The following is a 23,039-nucleotide window of genomic DNA, read 5'->3' as shown; positions in this document are numbered from 1 at the left end:
TCATGCCACGCGCCAGCTTTCGCCGAAGCTGGCCAGCGTTCAAGGGGAGGCGATTTCAGCAGGGCCAAGCGCTCATCTATGGGATTTTTGTCCTCATAGGTGGCTTGGCCGCGCTTTTCTTCCTTTTTAACACCGGTCAGCTTTCCCGCGAAAAAACCAAGCTCGTCAATACCTCCGACGCTGTCGCCTACAGCGCCGGGGTGATGCACGCACGAGCGCTGAACTACATCGCCTATACCAACCGGGCGATGGTAGCCAACGAGGTGACCATTGCACAAATGGTCAGCCTCTCTTCATGGGCCCAGTACACCAAGACCCACGCCGAAAGCACGGCGCAGCTGGGTTGTGAAACCTATTACACAGCAGAACCGGTGGCCAAGGGCATGGCCTTATACATCCCGGTGTGCTTCGCTTTGTACTACGCCAACATCATCGGCACCGTGGAAATGGTCAGCGAAGCGGTGCAAGTCGCCGCTGAGGCGATGGTGATCGCATCGGATGCCGCCAAGGCGATCTTGCAGGCGTCCCAGGTCACCATGCTGGCGACCTTGCCGATCGCCCGCAAAGACCTGATGCAGCAGGTGGCGAACGCTAACTACGTCAATGACGGCAGCGTCGAGGTCGATACCGTGCCGCTGCTGGATACTTTCTTCGCCTTCGACGGCTCGCCGGTCATGCAGCGCTACAGCGGCGATCAGCGCGAGCGGTTTGCGCAGGTGACGAAAACATCGGCCAATCTGGACCCATTTGTGCCGGTCCGGCATTGGCGTAGTACGGCACTGGTTCCTGGATGTATTGATCCACTTGCTCGTATGCATTTTGACTACGTCAATCGTGCAGGAGGGACAGAGCTGATAGGTTACGACGAGTGGCGTGCGCTGGACACCGCGTCTATATACCGCTATCACCCTCAAAAACATAGATGGCGTCCTTTTACTTGTGATGTTAACGAAAACGCACTCGGCTACGGAAAACAAAGCGCAAACGACGGTAATTCTTCGGGCGGTGGTGGCACGGTCACCAGCGGCCGGGAAAATTCTCAAGCGGCTTCAATGGCTTCCAGCAACGACTGGAACTACACTGGCCTGCCCGGCTTTTTCGAGCTGTCCGACAAGGCGTTGGCCTATACCCCGGACAACGCAGACAAGAGCAAGCAGGATCCCAAGATCCGCTTCGCCATCCGCCTCAGGCGCCAGGCCGACCAGACCGCCACCTCGGATGCCCGCTCGCGGGTCAAGCCATCGGCGCACTTGAATAATTACCAGGGCGCGCCTGCCGGCGGCTACTACGCCAGCGTCTCCGCATCGGAGGTGTTCTTTGCGCGTCCGGTGCCTCGCGCCGACGGCAAGACCGAGCTGGCGAGCTTGTTCAATCCCTATTGGCAAGTGCATCTGATTGAAGTGCCGGATGATATCAAGGCAGTTGCCCAAGCCCTCCAAGGAACGGTTCTACCACCATGAAATCAGCCACTGCACAATTTCCACGACGTCTTTTCGCCGCCGCATCGATAACAGCATTGCTGTCCACTGCGGCGTTTGCCGAGACCGGGCTGGAACGCGACGTACTGAACGCGCCGATGCCGCATGAAGCAGGCAAGGGCGGTCAGGAAGTGCTGGTGCACTATGTGCGCCTGCAGGGCGCGCTGCAAGGCGATCCGGATAATGCGCAACGGCTGGAGCAGCTCAAGCGCGATGTCGCCAGCTGCGCCGCCACCAAACGCCAAGCAAACCAGCCGGTCAACCTGCCGACCGAATGGCCGCAACAGCTGAACGGCTTCCGCGAAGATTTCTACGCCTCCAGGAATTTCTCCATCACCTACAGCGCCGCCTGGACTTATATATTGAATCCGGACGATTGCAGCGTGGCAGATGGCCCGACTCTGGCAGCCCGCTCCAAATCCAGGCAACGCGGTATCTGGACCAGCGCGACCCTGAAGTCGTCGGCCGGCTTGTGCCAGATCGACCTGGTCGCCAAGACGGCGCGCGGCCAGTGCGCGATGGATACTCATCGCAAAGCGCGGCCGTCGCAAGGAAAGAATCCGGCCGACATGATCGCCCAGATGAAACGCAATCCGGCTATTCCGGCCAGCGTCATCGCGCAGATGGAGGCAGTCATGCCAGCCGCGTCCGGGCCGTCGAAGACCATTCTTGGCATTGCCTGCCACCCTGAAAAATTCCTCGGCGACACCATGTGCGTCGCCGACGGCGGCAGCTTTGCGCCGGCCGCGAAACTGGTGCTAGAGCGTAGTTCCGCCAAAGGCATTTCCTTGGCCGCCAGGCAGGCAGCGCAGGATGTCCGCGTCGGCGAGAACGTGTTCGCGCCGCATCTGGCTGGCGGCTTTCAGGTAACTGAACTTGGAGGCAAGCCATGACATGCGCTGCGCGCACAGCCATGCCAGCTTTGCGCAAGCACGCACTGGTTGCTGAGAAGGGCCAGGCCCTGACGGAATTCCTGGTGATTTCGGTGGCGTTGCTGCCGCTGTTCCTGCTGGTGCCGATGATCGCCAAGTACCAGGACATCGCGCACAGCACGCAGCTGGCCAGCCGCTATGTCGCTTTTGAGGCAATGACGCGCAATGATTCCGTCAGCAGCTGGAAGCCGCCGGCGCAACTGGCGGCCGAGGTAAGGCGTCGTTTTTTCAGTAATCCGGACGCCGCCATCAAGACCAATGACGTCGCCGGCGATTTCAAAGCCAATCAAAACATGTTCTGGCGCGATCCGAAGGATGCGCCGCTGATCAAGCACTTCGATAGCGACGTCAATGTCAGTTTCGGCCTCGACCATAACAGCGACCACAGCGGCGGATTCGCCTCGGCCAGCGACGGCCAGCCGTTTTTGCTGAAGAGCCCGCTCTCGCTCCAGGATCGCGGCATCTATAGCGCCAATGTCTCGGTGACGCTGGCCAATCTGCCGGACGACCTGAAATTCTACAAGCCCTTCGACACCATCAACTTGCGCATGAGCCGCAGCACCAGCCTGCTCATCGACGGCTGGTCCGGAAAAGATCCGGGTAGGGTGCAAGACAAATTGAGCAACGTAGCGATTTTTCCCGGTAAGGCACTGGCGCCGTTGTCGGTCATCGTCGATCCGGTCGTGATGGTGATCGAACTGCCTGGGGGGATTACCAAGGGTCCGAAGCTGGGCAAGCTAGATTTCTGGCAAGACGTGGTGCCTCCCGATCGTTTGAGAGCAGGCAAATGATGCAGCCGTTTTTTAGCCTGCGCACAGGCGCAGGGCAGGTCTGGCGCCGCTGTTTATTCATGCGTCTGCTGGCGATCGGCCTCGGCGGCATGTTGTTTTACGGGCCGGCGTCGGCGCAAAACACTTGGCCAAGCATTGCGTTGCCGAAGTCAGCCGATGCCTTTGGCGTGGGCGAGCAGATCACGGCCAATGGCATGCCGATGCGGATACAAGGTTTCGTATCGCAGAAAAGCCCGGCGGAGCTGCTCGACTGGTTTCGCCAAAGCCTGGGCAAGCCGCTGGTGGAAAACACGCTTGGCAACAAGCAGATCCTGGGCCGGGCGGAAGGGCGTTTCTATCTCACGGTACAGGTCGAAGCGGCGGGGCGGGGCAGTAAAGGCATGGCGGCGGTGACCGATTTGAAAGCAGCTGTCCAGGCCCAGGAAAAAACGCAGGACAACAATGCGCGCTGGCTGAACCGCCTGCCTTCCGGTTCGAAAATCATCAGCCAGATATCGTCGCAGGACGGCGACAAAACGAGTACGCAACTGGTGATTTCCAACGGTTACAGCGAAACCCTGAATGCCAATGCGATCAAGGACATCATGGCGCGCGACGGGCAGCAGCTGGAACGCGAGGTGACGCCGGATGAACAAACGCTCAGCCGCATGCCGGCGCGCTTCAGAAACGGCAAGACCTTGCTGTTCAAGGGAGCGGGAAAAGAAGCCGTCGCTACCATAGGCCGCGACGGCAACGGCAGCACCTCGATTGTACTTAGCATTGTTACGCAGATGGAGAGCTATAAATGAGCAGTTCGAAAATCGCCGGCGGCGCTCGCCTGAGCAAACAGACAGGCCAGGCATCGCTTGAGTATGCAGTGGTCTGTGCTGCCCTCGCGTTCGCGCTGGGCGTCGGCATGATCGATTCAAACAGCGTGCTTTGGCAACTGATCGACGCCTTCAAGGTGGCCTATCACAAATACAGTTATTCCCTTTCACTTCCGCTCTGATTCGAACCGACTTTATGAAGCTTTCCCTACCTAAAAAATTCAAACCGGGCAAAACCTGGATCATCCTTGGCGTCGCGCTCGGCATCGGCTTGCTGGCCGCGCTGGCCGCCCGCAGTTTCCTGTCGCACCAGATGGAGGCAATCGAAGCGCGCAGCAAAGGCGAGACGGTCAATATCGTGGTGGCCAAACGCGAGTTGAAGAAGGGTGAGCGGCTCTCATCGGAAAATGTCGCTGTGCGGCCGGTGCCCCTGCAGTATGCACATTCGCAAGCGATTTCGCCGGACGCCTTTGATCGCGTCGAAGGCCAGGTGCTGGCATATCCGGTGAATGCAGGTGAAATGATTCTCTGGGGGCTGATGGAAACCAAGCGCGCTCCTACATTTTCGGCGCGGGTTGAGCCAGGTCACCGCGCTTTGACCGTGGCAGTCGATGAAATCAATTCCATCTCGGGCATGCTGGAGCCGGGCGATATGGTGGACTTGATGGCTACCATTGACAGGAAGGGCAAGAAAGTCACCTTTCCGCTGTTGCAAAGCATTCCCGTGATGGCCACCGGCCAACGCTCGGTCGACGACCCGAAGAGCGGCGAACGACGCGAGTATTCAACTGTGACCCTTGAGACTTCGCCGGAACAGGCGCAGAACATCATCGTCGCGCGGGAAGCGGGGAAACTCACTGCGCTGCTGCGCAATCCGCAAGACAAGCAACCGATCGGCAACAGCAACGCTGATGTCGCCTCTCTGCTCGGCCTGACCGGCGGCAGCACCCGTGAACCGTCGGACAACGTGGTGCCGGTAATTTATGGCGGCGGCACCATCAAGATCCCGGAAGAAGCGCTGGTCCTCGGCAAATTCCAGACGCCGGCCAGCCAGCCAGGCCAGTTCGACGGTGCGCCGCCGGCAGCCTCGCTTAAACCAGGTGCGCCGGCGACCACCGCGGCGGGCGCCAATCCCAATTCAGCCCAGCCTGCGGTGGCAGTCATCAATAACGGCGGCCAGCGTTAAACCAGGTATGCAGCGCAAGCAGCAATTGAACGTCATTTGAACAGAGTAACGAATTAAATCCATGATAAAGAACAACAAGCAACTTCGCCGTTTCCCCGTCAAACCGCTGATGTTTTTCCTGGCGCTTGCTTTTGCCGGGATCGACATGGCCGCCTTCGCACAGAGCGTTCCGTCAAATATCCCTGGTGCTGAAGGCAACGCTGACAAGGGCAGCAATCTGCCGCTCAAGAACGGCTACGCGGATACTTACCGCTCCAGTCAGAAGCGCTCGAACGTCGCTTTGAATCAGCCCTACAGCCCGATCAAGAAGCAGGACGACCAAGCGCAGATTCCGGAAATCGAAATGTTCGTCGGCGAGTCGCGCGTATTTCCAGCGCCGGGCGTAGCACGCATCGCTGTCGGCAACGGCCAGATCATGAGCGCGGCGGCGTTGGACAACAGAGAGGTGATCCTGTTTGCCAATGGCATCGGCACCTCCTCTCTGTTCATCTGGAATGAAGACGGCCGCTATCAGCGCGTCAAGATAAATATCGTGCCAGGCGACACCAGCCGTTTCGCGCGCGAAATCGCTGCCTTCCTGACGACTATCCCCAACACCAAGGCTTCGATTATCGGCGACAAGGTGATTGTCGAGGGCGACGACCTGGCCGATGTCGACATCAAGAAAATCGACGATCTTGCCAAGCGTTACCCGCAGATCGTCAACTTCACCAACCAGCTGGGCTGGGAAAAAATGGTATTGATGGACGTGAAGGTGGTTGAGTTCCCGAAAAGCGAGCTGCAGGAACTCGGCTTGAAATGGACCTCTACCGGCGGCGCCATCATCGGCGGCATCTGGAGGCCGGCGCGACGCGGCAACGATGGACCGTATCAGATCAATATACAAACCGGCCAGGACAACCCGCCGCCGATCACAGCTCCCGGCGGCAACGCCGGCACCGGCGTGGTGCTGCCGTCGGCTTTGAATATCTTGAGTGCGGTCAACCTGGGCCTGAATGCGCAGTTGAACCTGTTGGCGCAAAACGGCAAAGCGACGGTCCTGTCGGAACCGCAACTGTCGGCCCGCAACGGTTCCAAAGCCAGTTTCCTGGTGGGCGGCGAATATCCGTATTCGGTTTCGTCCATCAACGGCCTGACCGTCATGTTCAAGCCATATGGCATCAAGCTCGATATCGAACCGCGGGTCGACCGCAACGGTGTGATCCGCGCCAAGATTGAAAGTGAAGTCAGCTCTATCGACGGCTCCGTCATCACCACCGCCGGTCCTGCCATCAGCACCCGCAAGACCAACACGGAATTCAATGTCAGGAACGGCGAGACGCTGGTGCTGTCGGGACTGATCTCGCGCAAGAGCAGCAATAATATCGACAAGGTTCCTTTCCTCGGCGACATTCCTATTCTGGGCGCCCTGTTCCGTTCCAAGCGTTTCCAGAATGATGAAACCGAACTGGTAGTGTTCGTGACTCCGACCGTGGTCGATAGCAATTCAGCCGGACTGGTCGACCGTGTGCAGCGCACCGGCCAGCGGTTGGAAGACAATTTCGGCAAGCAACCGTATCTGACCACTCCGCTGCAACCGGGCGTCGATCCGGCGCGCACCGGCCAGCCATCGCTGGCGCCGCTGCATGCTCCTGCGGCAGAAGATGGCGACCAGCAAGCCGTCGCACCGGCACTGACGCCGGTGCAACCGGCGTCTATCGTTCCGGCCCAGGCAGGCGGCATCAAGGCGGCTACCGGTGCGGTTTTGGTGCCGGCGGGGCAAAACCCGTTGCAGTCCGGCGGCAGCTCGCTGCAGGTCAAGACCGACGGCTTGATCGTGCGAGCCGAGCCCAATCCGCAAAGCAGGGCATTGCTGCAATTGGGACGAGGTTCCATCGTGCAGATGGGCGGCCTCGATCCGCAGCCGGTGGATTTCCCTCAGTGGCGCAACGTCGTCATCGGTGCGATCAATGGCTGGGTCGCCAGCGCATCGGTAGAGCCATCGAAACTGCAGCCGACTATCCATCCGTATGCGGGCAGCCAGATCGCCCGTCCCGACCAGCAAGGCAGCCTCATCGGCGCCGGCAATCCTAACTTGAAGCCGGCCAATGCCACTACGGTTACGGCCAACGCCAAGGGCGGTGATGCGAACGAAGCCAAGCGCTATCGCGTAACGCTGAATCAGCTGGCGTTGCGGGCCAGCGCCGATGTCAACGCGCCGGTGATTCAACAACTAGCGAGTGGCAGCATCGTTGAAGGCTTGCCGCAAGTGCCGAATGGCTATTGGTCGCCGGTGCAGGTCGACGGCAAGCGCGGTTGGGTCGCTACGCAATGGCTGCTGCCGGTCGCGGCGCAATAGAAATAAACCAAGGTACAACCATGCTCCAAATTGAAATACTTGACTCCGACGGCAATAAAAAGCTGGTGCAGGCGCCTGATGAATGCGTGATCGGCAAAGGTGCGCAAAATGAAGTCCGGCTCGATAGCTGGCGCGTATCCAAGGAACATGCGCGCCTGTTCAAGACGCCTTCCGGCGTTTTGCTTGAAGACATGGGGTCGTTCGGCGGCGTCAGCGTCGACGGCGTGCGCATCGATGGCCAGTATGGCCCGCTGAAGGAAAGCGAAGTGGTCGGCATCGGTCCCTTCAAGCTTCGCATAACGGAGCTTGGCGCCAGTTCCGGCATGGTCCAGGCGGCGCATCCGAAGTCGCGCTCCGACACGGCTGCGATCCGCAACCAGATGGCGACCGACGAATTGAAGGCTTCGCGCCTGACGGCGGAGCGGGTCCAGCGCCAGATCCTGCAGGAACAGGCGGATGCGGAAGCCTTGGACCATGCCGGCGCCAAGGCGCCGCCGCCGAGCGCGGGCTTCGCGCTGGTGATTGCGCCGGATCCTAAACGCAAGGAACTTGAATTCGAGTGGCGCAAGCGCATCCATACCAAGCTGCTGGAAACGATGGATCTGCGGCGTCACGACGTCCACAGCATGACCGACGAGCACCTGCGCAAGGAGACCGAGGCCTTGATCCGGCAGATCTTGCGCGAAGTGGATCTGGACATTCCGGCGGAACTTGACCGCGAGCTGCTGTGCAAGCAGGTGCTGGACGAGGCGATCGGCCTGGGGCCGCTGGAAGAGTTGCTGGCTGACGATAGCGTGACCGAAATCATGGTCAACCGCTTCGACGAAATCTATGTTGAACGTGCCGGCCGCTTGCAGAAGCATCCGCTGACGTTCACCGGAGACCGGGCGGTGATGGGGGTGATTGAGCGCATCGTCGCGCCCTTGGGGCGGCGTATCGACGAATCCTCGCCGATGGTGGATGCACGCCTGAAAGACGGTTCGCGGGTGAATGCCATCATTCCGCCGCTGGCGCTGAAAGGCTCCTGCCTGACGATTCGGAAATTCTCAAAAAAGAAACTGGGAGCGCAGGATCTGGTGCAGTTCGGCGCACTCAGTCCGGCGATGGCTAGCTTCCTGGAAATTTGCGTGGTGTCGCGCAAGAACATCATTGTGTCCGGCGGCACCGGTTCAGGAAAAACCACGCTGCTGAATATTTTGTCCAATTTCATCCCGACCGGCGAACGCGTCATCACGGTTGAGGATGCGGCAGAACTCAAGCTGCATCACGAGCATCTGATCAGCCTGGAATCGCGTCCCGCCAACGTCGAAGGCAAGGGCGCTGTGCTGATCCGGGAACTGGTCAAGAACACGTTGCGTATGCGGCCCGACCGGATTGTGGTCGGCGAGTGCCGCGGTGCGGAAGCAATGGACATGCTGCAGGCGATGAACACCGGCCATGAAGGTTCGCTGACCACCTTGCACGCGAACACGCCGCGCGACGGCTTGGCGCGGCTGGAGACCATGGTGCTGATGGCGGGCATGGACTTGCCGCTGGTGGCGATCCGCGAGCAGATTTCGTCGGCGGTCGACATCGTGGTGCAGCAGACCCGCTTTGCCTGCGGCAGCCGGATGGTGACCAGCATCACCGAACTGACCGGCATGGAAAGTGGCAAGATCCAGATCCAGGAATTGTTCAAGTTCGTCAACAAGGGTTATACCGGGCCGAACAATAAAGTAACCGGCTTCTTCACCGGTTGCGACATGGTGCCGACCTTCTACGAAGAGCTGCGCGCCACCGGCAGCGATCTTGACATGGCCATCTTCAAGCCGTTCGATGAAAGCGGCCGTGACGAACGCGGCGCCATGCATAGCGCCAATGTATAGGACCGAGCCATGAATAACAGCAACATGCTCACCATCATTACCGTCGTCGTGGCGCTGTCGGCGGGATTGCTGGGCTGGTTCGTCATCGACATGGGAACGGTGACGATGAATCGCTACCGCGCCAGTTTTACCGAACGCACCAAGTTCCAGGCGCAGGAGTTTTTCCTGTTCATCGATCCAGCCAAGCTGTTCGTGGCCAATCTTGCGGTCATGGCGCTGGGCGGACTGCTGGTATGGATCATCACCGGCACGGTCATCATTGCGATTCCCGTGTTTTTTGCGCTGGCACTGTTGCCGCGTACTTTGTATGGATGGATGCGCAAACGCCGCCTGCGTAAATTCGAGGAACAGCTGCCGGATGCGCTGATGATGCTATCCGGCGGCATGCGCGCCGGCGTCGGCCTGACTTCTGCCATTCAGCAATTGGTCACTGAGGCGCAAGCGCCCTTGGGGCAGGAATTTTCGCTGATGATCCGCGAGCAGCGCCTGGGCGTGACCCTGGAGCAGAGTCTCAACAACCTGGCGCGCCGCATGCCTACCCAGACCACGACGCTGGTGGTGTCGGCCATGCGTATCGCCAATGAAACCGGCGGCGGCCTGGCCGAGACGCTGGAGCGCACGGCCAACACCATCCGCAGCCGTTTGCAAATGGAAGGAAAGATCGGGGCCTTGACGGCGCAAGGAAAATTGCAGGCATGGGTGGTGGGACTGTTGCCGATGGTGCTGATGGCAATCCTCAACAAGATGGAGCCGGAAGCGATGAGCCTGCTGTGGCATAGCCGCACCGGCTGGGCCACGCTGGGAGTGATAGCCTTTTTTGAGTTCATGGGCGTGTTTGTCATCCGCAAGATTATTGCGATTGACGTGTGATCGGCAAAAGAGCCTCGATATGAAGGAAACCATGAATAATAATTTCGGCTTGATCAGCTTGCTGTTTGCCTTGGCGATCGGCCTGTCGGTGGCCTTGCTGGCCTGGCTGGTCAGCCGCGCAGTGGCTGCCGTGCCGGAGGAGGACCGTGAATACAAGGATCCGCCGCCTATCGGTTTCCGTCTGGCCTGGTGGCCGATACAGGCAATCAGCTATTACATCGATCCGCTTGTCTCCAGCAAGGTGCATGGCGCGCTGTTGACGCGGCTGCGCAAGGCCGGACTGGATTTCACCATCAGCCCGACGCAATTCCTGGCCAGCCGCATATTTTCAGCGATTTTGACGGCGCTGATGTTTTGGTGGGGACTCGGATCTTTCGATCATGCTTCGGCCGATAGCGCAGGCTTTAGCGGCAGCCTCTATCTACAGGTATGCGCCGGCGGCGCCTTGTGCGGCTGGGCTTACCCGGCGATCTGGCTGAGCGACCTGCTGGGCGCGAGGCGGCGCGAGCTGCTCAAGACGCTGCCGTTCTATCTCGACATCATCACGCTGTGCGTCGAGGCCGGCCTGAATATGCAGGGCGCCATGAACCAGGCTGTCGCGAAGGGACCGAAAGGCGTATTGCGGGAAGAGTTCCAGCGCGTCCTGCGCGACATACGCGCCGGCAAGGGCCGCGCCATGTCCTTGCGCGACATGGCCGACCGTCTCAATGAAGCCAGCGTCACCAATTTTACGACTGCGGTTATCCAGGCCGAAAGCATGGGCATGAACCTAGGGCCGGTGCTGCGGGCGCAGGCCGACCAGCGCCGTACCGAGCGCTTCCTGCGGGCGGAAAAGCTGGCCATGGAAGCGCCGGTAAAAATGCTGTTTCCCTTGATTGTCTTTATTTTCCCTTGCACCTTCATTGTGCTGTTCTTTCCGATTGTGATGAAGTTCCTACATTCAGGTCTATGAAAAGCTTCCATCCCGCAACCATGCACACCGGCAGTGGCGTGCACAAGCTGACACTCAGGCTGGCCGATAATTTCCTGCAACGCTTTGTCGGCCTGATGATGAGCCGGCCCATGCGCAGCTGCGTGGAGAACATGCCAGGCCTGCTGATTACCCGCTGTCCGAGCGTGCATACGGCATTCATGCGCTACGCGATCGATGTGGTCTACCTTGATGGCGATGGCGTCGTCACCAAGTGCATTCCTCAGCTTAAGCCATGGCGTGCCAGCCGCAGTTCGGGGCGGGACGGGCAGGGGCGGCCTCTGGCACGCGCTGTCCACACGCTGGAGTTACCCGCCGGGGCGATCGAGCGGCTGGCAATCCGCCATGGCGACCGCCTATGCCACCCCAGCTTAGAGGCTCGCAAGCGCAGCGATACCGTCGGCGCCCAGCCATCGATGCCGCCTTATGGAAAACCTGCGGCAAAGCCATCCATGCGCTTGCAGCGCGGGGCATCGATGATCGAGTTTGCGGTGGTGGGTCCGATCGTCAGCTTGCTGGGACTGGCCGTTCTGCAATACGGCATGCTGTTTTTCGCCAAAAACCAGATGAACCAGGCCAGCTTCATGGCCGCGCGCGCCGGCAGCATGGCCAACGCCAGCCTGAACTCTGTAGGGAAGGCTTATGCGAATGCCTTGATTCCGTTGTATGGCGGCGGCCTGAATACGCAGGAACTGGCCAGGTCGCGGGCGCTGGCGATCTGCGAAACCACCAGGAATCCTGCCGATCTGGCGGCGGCGCAAGCCGTCGCCGGCGCGACGTTTACCTCTGACGACCAGGCTACCTGCACGAAATCCATGACCCAGGGCGGCGCATGGATAGAACTGCTGAATCCGACCAAGGAAAGCTTCGACGACTGGAAGGACGATTCGCTCACGCAAACGGTCGGCAACGGCAAGCGCGTGATTCCCAATCGCAACCTGGCTTTCAAGGATCCCGGCAAGATCGGCGGCAGTTCCGGTCAGAGCCTGCAGGACGCCAACGTGATCAAGGTCCGCATCACGCAAGGCTATGCGCCCAAGGTGCCGCTGATGGGCTTGATCTACACCAAGTACCTGAAATGGCTGGATACCAAGACCGACCCCGTCTACACGCAACTGGTCAGCAACGGCCGCATACCGGTGGTGACCGACGTCACCATGCAGATGCAGTCGGACGCCATCGAGCCGGATAACCCTGTGTCGGTTCCCGGCATGGGTAACGGCGGCAATCCGACCAATCCGGGGGATCCGCCTGTCGTCACCACCGATCCTCCTGCCTGCGGCAGTGTCGGTTGCACAGTGCCGCCCAAGCCGGTTGATCCGGGCGGAACCTGTACGGGTCCTAATTGCCCGGTCTGTGACGGAGCCTAGTCATGCGGCTATTGCCTAAACCGCTGGCAGCGCTGTTTTCGTATCGGCGCCGGTGCAAGCCTGCTGCCCGAGCCCGATCCCTGGCTTTGACGGTGACGTCTTGAAAGACGGCTTACTTCCTTCTCAAGCCATGACACGCATGCTCTTGGGCATATTGGCAAGTCTGACCCTGCTGTTTGCATGCAAGGCGATGGCCGGTGCTGATGCGGCGCAGGGCGGGAATTCCGATACTGACCGCTTTCGCGGTACGGGTGGCATGGGCGATCTGGTAATGGATGCGCTTAGCTTGAAACAAGGAGTGACGTTTTACGACGATCGCGGTTACGTGATTGATGCGCCTAGCTCTCTCAGTCTAAAGAATGGCGGGCAATTAGCCTATCCTGGCGGTGAAAGAGGGCTGCCGAAAACGATTCGAGCTACCTGGCGCGTGGGTGAATTTCGGCAAAAACCGGGAGGCGGTGGCTGGAACGGCGGCACCATTATCGGCGACTACACCATCCCCGTGGCCGAACGTATTCCCGACGAGATTCTGAACTACATCCGCGAAAACGGCGGCGTCTTGCGCATCAAGCTGCGCTTGAAGGACAACGGCATTTTGCTGGGATGGGATGTGCAACGGCGTGTGCCGATTCCTGACGTGGGCTACAAGCATTGCAAAGATCCTCGCGATTGCATCTATGGGCAGGCGTATGAAATGGCCGGCGGGGATTTTCGCGAGGCAAAGATTGTGAATGGCAAAGTCGTCGATCCAGGCTGGTAAAAACTAGCGGAGCCAAAGAACGACTTCAAGGGGAAGCAAATAATGCTGGGCCAGGTGGACGATGAAGATGGAAAAGTAGTGATCGAATTTTTGCGAAGTGCCAATTGCAAACCTGATAAAAATATGGGAACGGGATACCCGTTGCTCAAGCCATTTGCACCAAAAAGTCTCGGTTGGTTAGGTAGGATCTTCGCGCACCCTGTATCTGAAACTGCTTCGCGCCGTTGTTCGACATGTTGAATGCATGAAAGTCGACGGCTTGCTTATACCGTACGTCAATCCAAATAAAAAAACTATGTCAAAGAAAGCCAAGAAATTGCATTTTTCCACGAAGCGATTTGCGCTGGTGGCGTTGCTGGCCGCGCTGTTTTCCGGATCGGCCTCGGTGCAGGCTTGCGGCCCCAGTCCTGGCGGCCAGACCTGCAACAGCGGCACGCAAGCGGCCAGCCTGGGTAACGACAGCAGCACCAACCAGGGCGCGGGCAACCCGATCAACATCATCAACGGCAACAAGTACCAGCAAGAAGTGGACTTGCCGGCGTTGCCAGGCGTGCTGGGGCTGGAGATCATCCGCCATTACAACAGCCAGTACAGCATGCCCAACGTGCCTAACGGCGCTTTTGGCCGCGGCTGGAAGCTGAGCTATGAAACCGACCTGTATGTGTCCAGCAGCACGATCCAGATCGTCCAGGCCGACGGCACGCGCATCATCTTCAACCGCGATGCGGATCACCCTAGCCTGTGCAGCAGCCTCAATCCAGCCAACGGCAAGCTAGCCATCGAGAAGAAGAGCAGCGGCGATGAATACACCTGGACCTGGCCCAACGGCCGCCAGCTGAACTTCAACAGCGACGGCAAGCTGGTGCAGATCGCCGCCCCGACCGGCGAATTCGTCAGCCTGACGCGCGACGCCAAGGGCATGCTGCTGAAGGTCACCGACCCGCAAGGGCGCAGCCTGCACCTGAACTATCTCGACAAGCAGAGCGCGAGCCAGGGCGACCGTTTCCGCGGCGTGCAAAGCATCGACAGTCCGGTGGGCCGCTTCGGCTATAGCTACGGCAGCGCAGCGCCGCCAGGCAGCACGCTGGACAAGAACTTGTTGCTGGCGAACCTGGTCAAGGTGGCGATCCCGACCAGCTACGACGCCGGCCAGAAAGCGCACGCCTATACCGAACGCGGCACCAGTAGCAGCAGCGTCAGCCGCCTGTACCACTATGAAGACCCGCATTTCCCGACACTCTTGACCGGCATCACGGTCAACGGCAGCGGCAGCGACGGCAAGCAGCTCAATCAACGGCTGAGCACCTGGATCTACGACCAGAACGGCCGCGGCATCCTGAGCACCAAAGGCAGTCCGGCGCGGCTGCAGACGGATAAGGATGGCAAGCCGCTGGAACCGAAGCGCCTGGCGCCAGGCACCGGCTTGGAGCAAGTGATCTTCGACCGCAAGCAGGCCAACAAGGTGATCCTGACCAACAGCCTGGGCCAAACCACCAGCTACAGCTACGCCATCATCGGCGGCGAGTACCGCTTGCTGGAAGTACGCGGTCCCGGCTGCGCCAGCTGCGGTCCGAGCAATGTGCGCTACGGCTACGACGCGGTCGGACGGTTGACCGAGACCACGCAGCTGAACGATGGCGGGCAGGCGATTACAACTAGCAAGACCGACTTCGATAGTTACGGACGGATCGTGCGTACCAGCCGCGTCGGCTACGCAAATGGTAAGTCGCAGTCGGCGCAATGGCTCACCCGCTACGAATATCCGGCGCTGGACAAGAACAATCCCGCTGCGCTGCCGAGCATGACGCCGATCGTGATTGCGCGTCCGAGCGTGATCGCCGGCAAGGAAGTGATCACCAGGTTTACCTATAACGATGCGGGCCAGGTTGCCAAGGTCAGCGAGAGCGGCTTTGCGCCTGCAATCGACGACAAGGATGTAGCCACAGCCATCGAACGCAGCACCAGCTACGGCTACAGCAAGATCAACGGCCGCAGCCTGCTGAGCCGGATCGACGGACCGCTGGCTAACGGACCAAAGAGCGATCCGAGCGATTCCGATGTGACCGAGATTGCTTACGACAATCGCGGCAGCTTCGTCACGGCAGTGACGTATCCGCTCAATCTCAGCCGCCACTTCACGCGTGACGAAGGCACCGGGCGCTTGGCGCAGGATATCGCGAACGATGGCATCGTCACCAATCTGGCATACAACACGCTAGGCATGGTGACGCGCACGGAACGCGCCGGCCTGGTGACCGAGCGCAAGTACAACGCGCTGGACCAGGTCAGCGCGCTGTCGGACGCCGCCGGCCGCGGAATCAGCCTGCGCTACGACAGCGCAGGCCGCCCGGTGCATATGGAAGACGCGCAAGGGTATTTCAGCGAGCTCAGCCTGGATACCGAAGGCCAGCTCAAGGTCAGCGGCCTGTACGAGCCAGCAGCTGAACAATCGCAAGGTAAGCTGGTGCGGGCGACTTACCGCAGCTACGACGAAAACAACCGGTTGGCGCGCCAGCTGCTGCCGGACGGCAGGATCGATACCTATGCCTATGATGCGCAAGGAAGACTGGCAAGGCATCTGGATGGCGACGATGTATTGCATCTGAGCGCAGAAAACAAGAGCAGTACCGCGCGCGCCAACATCGACCTGGCGGCAGACGGCATGCTGCGCGTCGATTTCCAGCTAGCGCCGGCGGCGTCCGACGAGACGGCAAGTAAAATCCGGCAGAATCTCGTGCGCGACGATTTCGGCCGGGTGCTGAAAATGCACCTGCCCGATTATGGCAACAAGACCTCCCGCTACGATATGCGCGACCGCATGATCCGGCTTGACCAGGCCGACGGCAGCAGCATCGCTTTCAGCTACGACCTGGCAGGCCGCATGATTCAAAAGACCACCACCTCCGCCGGCGCTGCCAAAGTCTCGACGGTGAGCTTGCGCTATCAGGGCAATCGCCTGATGGAAGTGACGGATCCGGTTCAAACCACCGCCTACGCCTACGACGCCGCAGGCCGCATCGCCCAGACCCGCATCACCATCGACCGGCAAAGCTACACCCTGGCTACGACCTACGATCCGCGCACCGGCGAGCCCAGCACCCAGCGCCTGGCCGATGGCCAGGTCATGCGGATTGAACGCGATAAGGCAACCCAGGTAGCGCGCAGCATCAGCCTGCAAGGCGAGCGCTCGGCAGGCATGGCAGCTCAGATCGAGAAACTGCCAAGCTGGCTGCAATGGGCCAAAGCCGTTCTGCCAAAGCAGGCCGTGGTCGCCGAGATCGGCTTTAGTCCATACAACGGGTTGACCGGCTATACCCAAGGCAACGGAATCAAGACGGCGAAAGGATTTGATATCGCCGGGCGTTTAACCTCGCTCAAGATCGGCGACGGCCGCAACAGCATCGCCAGCTGGAGCTACGATTACGGCGTCGGTCCACGCATCCGTGCCTTGCAGGCAGCAGCCGGTACGCAAACCAACGCCAGCGGCAACATCGTCAAGGCCAGCTACGACTACAGCGGATTTGGCGCGCTGAAGCCAGCCGCACCCCTGTTTCACTTGCAGAAGACAGCCGTTTCGGCTGACAGCATGGCGCGCAGCATACGCAACCAGCGTGATGCGCTGGGCCGTTCGGTGGATGACGGACAGTATCGATATAGCTATACGCCCGAAGGGCAGATTGAAACCGTTACGGATGCGAAGAGCGGCGCGCCGGTAGCCACCTATCGCTACAACAGCTTCAACCAGCGTATCGTCAAAACTGTCTACGGCAAGGGCCAGGAAGCTGCCGTCACTACGCACTATTTGTGGCAGCAAAACCGTTTGGTGGCGGAGACCGACCAACAGGGGCGCATCAGCGCGCAATACCTGTATCTGAGCGAAGACGGCAAAGCCGCGCCAGTCGCCAAACTGGAAAGCGAAGCGGGAAAATCCAATCGTCTTCTATACATCCATGCCGATCAGCGCGGCGCGCCGATTGCCATGACCGACGGCGATCAGCATGTCGTGTGGCAGGCGGATGTTGCGCCGTGGGGGCAGGCGAAGATACAAAGCAAGGACGGCAGCACACTTAACCTACGTCTTCCAGGTCAGTACTACGACGCAGAGACCAGCCTGCATGATAACTTCCACCGGACCTACAATCCTGCCACGGGGCGTTACTTGCAGCCTGATCCGTTGGGATATCTGGATGGGCCGGATCCTTATTCGTATGTGCAGGGGGATCCGATAAATAAGATTGATCCCTTAGGTTTGTACCAATCCGATATTCACTATTACATGACCTATTTTCTTGCCATAGCGGCCGGGATAGATAAAGAAGATGCCAGGACGATTGCACTTGCTGCCCAGTTTGTCGATGACAATCCCTTGACGGAACCAATCGATTTAGATGAAACAGGGTCACCGGAATATATAAAATCCATATTCGATAACCAGCCTCGCTTAAAGAACTACCATTTCACACTTTCGGATGGTACAACTGGCACGACAGCGGAAAAATACAAAAATAACAATCTTGACCTTGCACTGACCGATCCTAGCCAACAGTTGTTGAACCTTTTGCGTGCAGCTGAAAACGCACCATCAAAATGTCCAAGTCTGCAATTTTTTGGGGAGTATCTCCATGCGTTTCAGGATACATTCTCTCATCGAGATTCAAATGATATCCCTGTCGATGCTGTCTGGCATGTACCTCTTTCGGATACCCAGCTTGGAATCGGACATGGCTATTTGTTTACCAATCCAGATATGACCTATAACCACTTTGGCTGGAATACAAACGAGGCCCGCACGTTAGAGATGGAGAAAGATGTTTACACGCAAATGATTAACATGAAAGGGCAATTGGGTTTATCGACTCCTGAGAAATCGTTTGACGACCTAGTGCCTCTTCTTAAACAATTTAATGCTGTAAAAGCGGATGAAAGTACGAAAGGAAAGGAGGCTAGTACAGACCTTGAGCATCCGAACTTCGCTTCGAAGATTGACGCACTACAGGCAAGTCTGATGTTGTTGGGCTTTGATGATATTAATATGAGGCCCAAAGGCGAGCAGGGATATGACGAGGTCGAAGCTGCGAAAAATAGGAAGAAAAATCTAGCCGGCTTGGATCAAAAAAATTATCCGGGAACTTGCATCACATCTTGTTTAAAGGCGAATTAAGTGTCAAAAGGAAATGTCATAAGTGTTTCATTTGCATCGGAGGGTTCATTGGTAGCTATGCGGAGAACAAATACATTTTTAAATAAATTTATTGCACTAATAGCTTGCAATGTTGTATTGCTTGGATACATGTTCTCTAAGCCGACACATGCGGCAGAACTTATTAACAGTCCAGTTACATCATGCGAGGTGCTCCACTGGAATCGAAAAGAATTTTCTCGTCCCCTGCTTTATGTCGACAAACCAGGAAAATATTGTATTGATCAAGACTACCGTTTTAGTTGTTCTGAATGGATGGGTAGTTGTGGCAGCAGTCCATTTTTGCAAATTATTGCGAGCGATGTCGAAGTGGATATGCGTGGACATACCTTCAGTCGATCAGGGCGTCCTCTTGAAATTTTTGGGCGCGGTCGCAATATTTTTATTAAAAATGGCGAAATAAAAAACGGGTATATCAATATAAATGCACCACGGTCATCGGGCTTCTTTGTTGGTGACAATTTCACGCATATAGAGAATGTCCGTGTTGAGACTGGGTGCATTCACATATTTGCGGCTAACGCGATCGTACGCAATAACGATGTTGTAGCCAGCAAAGATTGCACGACACCTTTGACGATTGTCGGTCCTCATCCCACGATTGAGAAAAATCGCTTAACTACAGTTGCAGGGGCCTTCGATGCTGCGCGTTATGGGATTGATCTGTCGGAAGGTGAGGGGGCTGTCGTACGCGGCAATACCATCTTGAACTATGGACCGAGAGAAAATACAGGAGCCGTCGTTTTGCGAGATGGTGACGGCGTGCAAATGGAAAATAACCATGTCGATAATTTCGAGCAGGCCGTTATGCGGACGGGTACATCGACTGGGCAATAACGAACATTGGGGTTTGATAAATAGTTCTCTCGTTCGGCACATAGGGAATACGGAGTACATGTGGAAATGAAAAAAAATCTGGCTGCTCTGGGACAGGTAACGATTTTGCTGGGTGCAGGAATGGCGCATGCTGCTCATGCCAGTGGCGGTGAATTATGGGTGGGCCCCGTTGCCATGATCTGCATGGTGCAGGATCCTGCCAACCAAAAGACGTCCATGGGCGTCAGCCTGCTTGCTGTGCCGCAATTCCAGGAGCAGGTTGCCGCCATGGGCCGGGCGCGCGCATGTATCGTTCGCAAGCATCTGTTGTCAAATGAATTGTGTAGCGCCGTGCTGACGAACGATTCCAAGATGACTCAGTCGCGGATCGAAGAATTGTACGAGAAACATGCAAGTGAAATACAAGGTATTCAAAACCTGGCTGAGTGCGAGGTCGACAGCGCAAAATGAAATTGCGACATTTTCAGTTTGTTTTTTTGTGATGGACTCAAAGGCTTGACAGCAATGAGATGGCTGCGCGAAGTCCGGTTGCTATCTAGCCGCAATTCTGCCCAACCTCGATGTCAGCACACCTTGCCCTACGCCGTAACTACAAATATCTTTGCCTAGACATAAAATGAAGCGTGGAAGCATATTGCAATTTGGCCTTGGCACAGCGCTTGGACAATTTGCTCCAAGAGCATTTTCCCAAACAGATTTGTTCAACGGCTTGAATCCGAATATATGGCCTGGCCAGAAGCGCGTCGATTACAGCACGGCACAATCGCCACTCATCGAATGGGAAGAGATAAAAGACGAAGCTGTCAGTAACAGCCAGCCTGACAAAAAGAAGGTGCTGGGTTTTATAGATGGTATGGCCACCGATTCGGTACTACCGGTGATCATGCCAATAGGACTGGGTGCGCAGCCACAACCATGGCGCGGACGCGATGAGACGGAAAGGCATGTACCGGAATTTCCACGGTCTGGCTTGCATATGGCGCTTGATCTGCCGGTGGGAATGTTACCTCTACCACGTCGCGCGCAAAGATCAGACGGATCACAAAAAAGACGTCACGAAGATTTTCACCTATTGGAACTGGACTATGGTCGTCTTATACCAGCTTGCCTGCTCAAGCTGGATCATCGAGAGATTCGACTAATCACCGACAGGCGCGCTTATCATCCAGACCCGGAGCTTTGGCATGTCTACGCCTTTCAGCGAGGAATCAGCGGGGTTGATATCGATCATCCAGATAGTCGCATATTGAGGTATTACGCGCGGCCGCCAGTCCCCACCTGCAATTATGGTAATCACAGTAAGTCGGTCGCTTCCATCGAATTCATCATGCGTTTCGATACCGGCCCAGTAATTCCGACTCGCTTCCGTATTGAATTGCCACCAATGGAATATTCCGGAAAATTGTTGCCCATGCCTACGGTGTACTTTGAGCCGTACAACATGTCGACAAATAGCTGGGTATGACGACATTGCCGCATCATTTGGAAAGCATAGTTAAGACACGCCTGTGAATTGTGTTCTCTTGAGATTGAACTCTTCTCGCAAAAGCGGGTTCGTCTTTCGGAGGAGACAGTCCATTTTTGATATTTTTATTCCATAATATTTACAACATATCTCACATGATTTTTCGTTCACTGATATCCAAATGCCTAAAAATGGCTGTGCTACTTCATGTGTTGCTGTCATCGACAGGCTGTGAATCTATTGCACGACTTGTCCTTAATGATGGCCATGGCTTGCGTTAAATTTTATTTGGAAAGACATAATTTTCCGAAAAGACATTCGCCGTGAATCAATGCGTTTTGATTGAAACAGTATCCTCCAAGACAACGGATTTCGTTATCGAAAAGCTGATTGCTGCACCCTGGGATTGTGGTCCGATTTCTGTGCATTATTGGACGGATTGCGAATGTTTGAAAGACTAGAGCCGATATAAATGGCAAAGCCTTTACTCATTTCCCATAAATTATTTTTATCTTGGCGGATTAATTTGATGGGGAGCTCGTTGCTTATTGCCTTTCCGGCGATCACCGAGGAAGTATCATTTACACCGGTCTTTAATTTCAAAGAAATTATTCTCAATAGAGCCCAAGCTGATCGAATCCCGAAGAATGATATTGCCAAAGAAGAATCGACTCATCGCTCTGAACAAATGCAAATCACAGGAAGCGCAATGTTCAGAATATTTATTTCAATGCATCTCTGCTGCTTAGGATTGATTGGCGCGATAAGCGCGTCAGCCGAGGATTGCGAACCGATCCGTCAATTGGAGAGGCATGCTTTGCGTACTGGCTATGCAGAGACAAGCGCCAAGTATTGCCTGACTTACGACATTGTCCAGCCACGGGTATTTTCTGTTGAGTCTGGCGGTCTTATGGCACTTTCAGGCGCACCTATGATTGCAATTCAGTATCGAAACGAATATCCAGATAAAGTGCTGCACAAGCTCATGCGTAATCCACTATTGTCAGAGAGCAGTGTCTTTGATATCGACTTGCAAGGACATTTGCTTAAAAGCGAAGTTGATAATTTGCTTGGCGTGGTAGCTTGGGACGGGATTCGGCATGTCAAAGTACGCAATGCAATCATTGATGTTCCAGGCAAGCGTAATTCTTTGGGCGTCAGTCTCGAAAACGGAGATGGTAGTCTGAGCATTGCTGGTCTGCCATCATATGCCAATCAAAGAGTGTTAGCCACGCAGAATACGAAGACCTTCCCGCGTCTGAATCACTAGATAAAAAAGCCCCTGGCTACCAGCCGACCGGTAATCTGGTAGAACACATGACCATCCACGCCGGCTGGCGCGGTGTCGTAATGGGCGGCGGCGGCAACGTACTGCGCGACAGCACCATCGACGTCGATGGTCATACGGCGGTCTACATGTACGGCCCTGGCAGTATCATCGAGAACAACACCATCATCATTCACCGCAACGGCGATGCCAAGCCGTTCGATGCTGCGATCAAATTACGCGATGCGCACGGCGCGGTGGTGCGCAACAACCGGATTATTTACAAAGGCGGATGGCTCGGCAAAGCGCCTGCTGCGGTCAACCTGCTCGATTCCACCGATGTGCTCATAGAAGGCAATACCGTAGAAAACTTCGACAAGCTGGTGCGCATCAACGGTGACAGCAAATATGCAGAAAAAGATAATTCCCTGAAGTGATAATCGCGGCGTGGCCGCCTATACACTCTATCTGCGCAATGGAGATGGATCTGTCGTACGCAACAACGCCATACGGCTGGATGGCAGCATGGATAAGACGATTGCGATCGGACTGAGCAACAGCCGGGAAGTAGTGGTGCAAGAAAATAGTTTTGTAAAAGCAGAAACGCCGATTGAAATCAAAGATGGAAGTACGGTCAAGGAAAGCGGTAGCGGAATTAATCAACCGTTCTAACAGACGTGGATAATTTCATCATGCTTGAGCGCGCATTCAACCGTGCAAGACATTGAGTTACGAGGCAAGAAAATAGAGAACATTTGTGTATATTTCGTTAAATGGACGCTTGCTGCCAGCGCTGCCATTTTTCTGGGCGGATGCCCTGCCGGTACGGCGCCCTTGAATAGATAAAGAATTGCTCTTTTCATGACGTTGATGTTGAGGTAGCGTTTCGCCTTTTTCAAGGCGG

20 protein-coding genes are annotated in these 23,039 nt (G+C 56.7%); 19 read left to right on the top strand and 1 reads right to left on the bottom strand.

Features of this window, described 5'->3' with window-relative positions; all coding sequences use genetic code 11:
* Window positions 1-2 precede the first annotated feature (2 nt).
* From BCF11_RS09120 to BCF11_RS27960, 19 genes are all read left to right on the top strand, one after another.
* Complete coding sequence (locus tag BCF11_RS09120) at window positions 3-1,460, top strand: pilus assembly protein TadG-related protein (protein WP_143751283.1); 1,458 nt, start codon at window positions 3-5, stop codon at window positions 1,458-1,460.
* Window positions 1,457-2,371, top strand: coding sequence for a hypothetical protein (locus BCF11_RS09115; protein WP_098494458.1), 915 nt, complete (start codon window positions 1,457-1,459; stop codon window positions 2,369-2,371). Before BCF11_RS09120 ends, BCF11_RS09115 begins: the two co-directional genes overlap by 4 nt.
* On the top strand, window positions 2,368-3,201 hold the full coding sequence (locus BCF11_RS09110; protein WP_233212428.1) for a hypothetical protein: 834 nt from the start codon (window positions 2,368-2,370) through the stop codon (window positions 3,199-3,201). The genes BCF11_RS09115 and BCF11_RS09110 overlap by 4 nt, the downstream gene beginning before the upstream one ends.
* On the top strand, window positions 3,198-3,989 hold the full coding sequence (locus BCF11_RS09105) for a hypothetical protein (RefSeq protein ID WP_233212427.1): 792 nt from the start codon (window positions 3,198-3,200) through the stop codon (window positions 3,987-3,989). The genes BCF11_RS09110 and BCF11_RS09105 overlap by 4 nt, the downstream gene beginning before the upstream one ends.
* Window positions 3,986-4,189, top strand: coding sequence for a hypothetical protein (locus BCF11_RS09100; protein ID WP_098494457.1), 204 nt, complete (start codon window positions 3,986-3,988; stop codon window positions 4,187-4,189). The genes BCF11_RS09105 and BCF11_RS09100 overlap by 4 nt, the downstream gene beginning before the upstream one ends.
* A gap of 14 nt (window positions 4,190-4,203) precedes the next feature.
* Window positions 4,204-5,193, top strand: a complete 990-nt coding sequence (gene cpaB, locus BCF11_RS09095) for a Flp pilus assembly protein CpaB (protein WP_098494456.1) — start codon at window positions 4,204-4,206, stop codon at window positions 5,191-5,193.
* Window positions 5,194-5,254: 61 nt separating this feature from the next.
* The gene (locus BCF11_RS09090) at window positions 5,255-7,531 is read left to right on the top strand and encodes a pilus assembly protein N-terminal domain-containing protein (protein WP_233212426.1); all 2,277 of its coding nucleotides are present in this window, start codon (window positions 5,255-5,257) and stop codon (window positions 7,529-7,531) included.
* Between the two features lie 20 nt (window positions 7,532-7,551).
* A complete protein-coding gene (locus BCF11_RS09085; RefSeq protein WP_098497397.1) occupies window positions 7,552-9,396 on the top strand; it encodes an ATPase, T2SS/T4P/T4SS family in 1,845 nt (614 codons plus the stop codon).
* 9 nt (window positions 9,397-9,405) lie between these two features.
* Window positions 9,406-10,266 (top strand): type II secretion system F family protein, encoded by an 861-nt coding sequence (locus BCF11_RS09080; protein WP_098494455.1) that lies wholly within the window; start codon window positions 9,406-9,408, stop codon window positions 10,264-10,266.
* Window positions 10,267-10,297: 31 nt separating this feature from the next.
* Window positions 10,298-11,218 carry a type II secretion system F family protein gene (locus tag BCF11_RS09075; RefSeq protein ID WP_098497396.1) on the top strand — a complete coding sequence of 307 codons (921 nt, stop codon included), beginning with the start codon at window positions 10,298-10,300 and terminating at the stop codon, window positions 11,216-11,218.
* On the top strand, window positions 11,215-12,606 hold the full coding sequence (locus BCF11_RS09070) for a DUF192 domain-containing protein (RefSeq protein WP_098494454.1): 1,392 nt from the start codon (window positions 11,215-11,217) through the stop codon (window positions 12,604-12,606). The genes BCF11_RS09075 and BCF11_RS09070 overlap by 4 nt, the downstream gene beginning before the upstream one ends.
* Window positions 12,607-12,706: 100 nt before the next feature.
* A complete protein-coding gene (locus tag BCF11_RS09065) occupies window positions 12,707-13,366 on the top strand; it encodes a hypothetical protein (protein WP_143751282.1) in 660 nt (219 codons plus the stop codon).
* 295 nt (window positions 13,367-13,661) lie between these two features.
* Window positions 13,662-18,527, top strand: coding sequence for a DUF6765 family protein (locus tag BCF11_RS09060; protein ID WP_158229168.1), 4,866 nt, complete (start codon window positions 13,662-13,664; stop codon window positions 18,525-18,527).
* Window positions 18,528-19,403: a right-handed parallel beta-helix repeat-containing protein gene (locus tag BCF11_RS27490; protein ID WP_143751281.1), complete on the top strand. Its 876-nt coding sequence runs from the start codon at window positions 18,528-18,530 to the stop codon at window positions 19,401-19,403.
* 66 nt (window positions 19,404-19,469) lie between these two features.
* Window positions 19,470-19,853, top strand: a complete 384-nt coding sequence (locus tag BCF11_RS09050) for a hypothetical protein (protein ID WP_098494450.1) — start codon at window positions 19,470-19,472, stop codon at window positions 19,851-19,853.
* Window positions 19,854-20,019: 166 nt separating this feature from the next.
* On the top strand, window positions 20,020-20,868 hold the full coding sequence (locus BCF11_RS27485) for a hypothetical protein (RefSeq protein ID WP_143751280.1): 849 nt from the start codon (window positions 20,020-20,022) through the stop codon (window positions 20,866-20,868).
* Between the two features lie 472 nt (window positions 20,869-21,340).
* Entirely contained in the window at window positions 21,341-22,138 is a 798-nt protein-coding gene (locus BCF11_RS09040) for a hypothetical protein (protein WP_098494448.1), read from the top strand.
* A complete protein-coding gene (locus BCF11_RS09035; RefSeq protein ID WP_369827846.1) occupies window positions 22,072-22,572 on the top strand; it encodes a right-handed parallel beta-helix repeat-containing protein in 501 nt (166 codons plus the stop codon). The genes BCF11_RS09040 and BCF11_RS09035 overlap by 67 nt, the downstream gene beginning before the upstream one ends.
* A gap of 88 nt (window positions 22,573-22,660) precedes the next feature.
* The gene (locus BCF11_RS27960; protein ID WP_158229167.1) at window positions 22,661-22,807 is read left to right on the top strand and encodes a hypothetical protein; all 147 of its coding nucleotides are present in this window, start codon (window positions 22,661-22,663) and stop codon (window positions 22,805-22,807) included.
* Here the strand turns inward: BCF11_RS27960 and BCF11_RS27480 are convergent.
* Window positions 22,804-23,034 (bottom strand): hypothetical protein, encoded by a 231-nt coding sequence (locus BCF11_RS27480; RefSeq protein WP_143751279.1) that lies wholly within the window; start codon window positions 23,032-23,034, stop codon window positions 22,804-22,806. The genes BCF11_RS27960 and BCF11_RS27480 overlap by 4 nt on opposite strands.
* Window positions 23,035-23,039: the final 5 nt, after the last annotated feature.

Origin of the sequence: Collimonas sp. PA-H2 (assembly GCF_002564105.1) — a bacterium.
In the GTDB taxonomy this organism is placed as follows: domain Bacteria; phylum Pseudomonadota; class Gammaproteobacteria; order Burkholderiales; family Burkholderiaceae_D; genus Collimonas.
The sequence above is the reverse complement of the archived record's forward strand: the minus strand, read 5'-3'. Positions and strand labels throughout refer to the sequence as shown.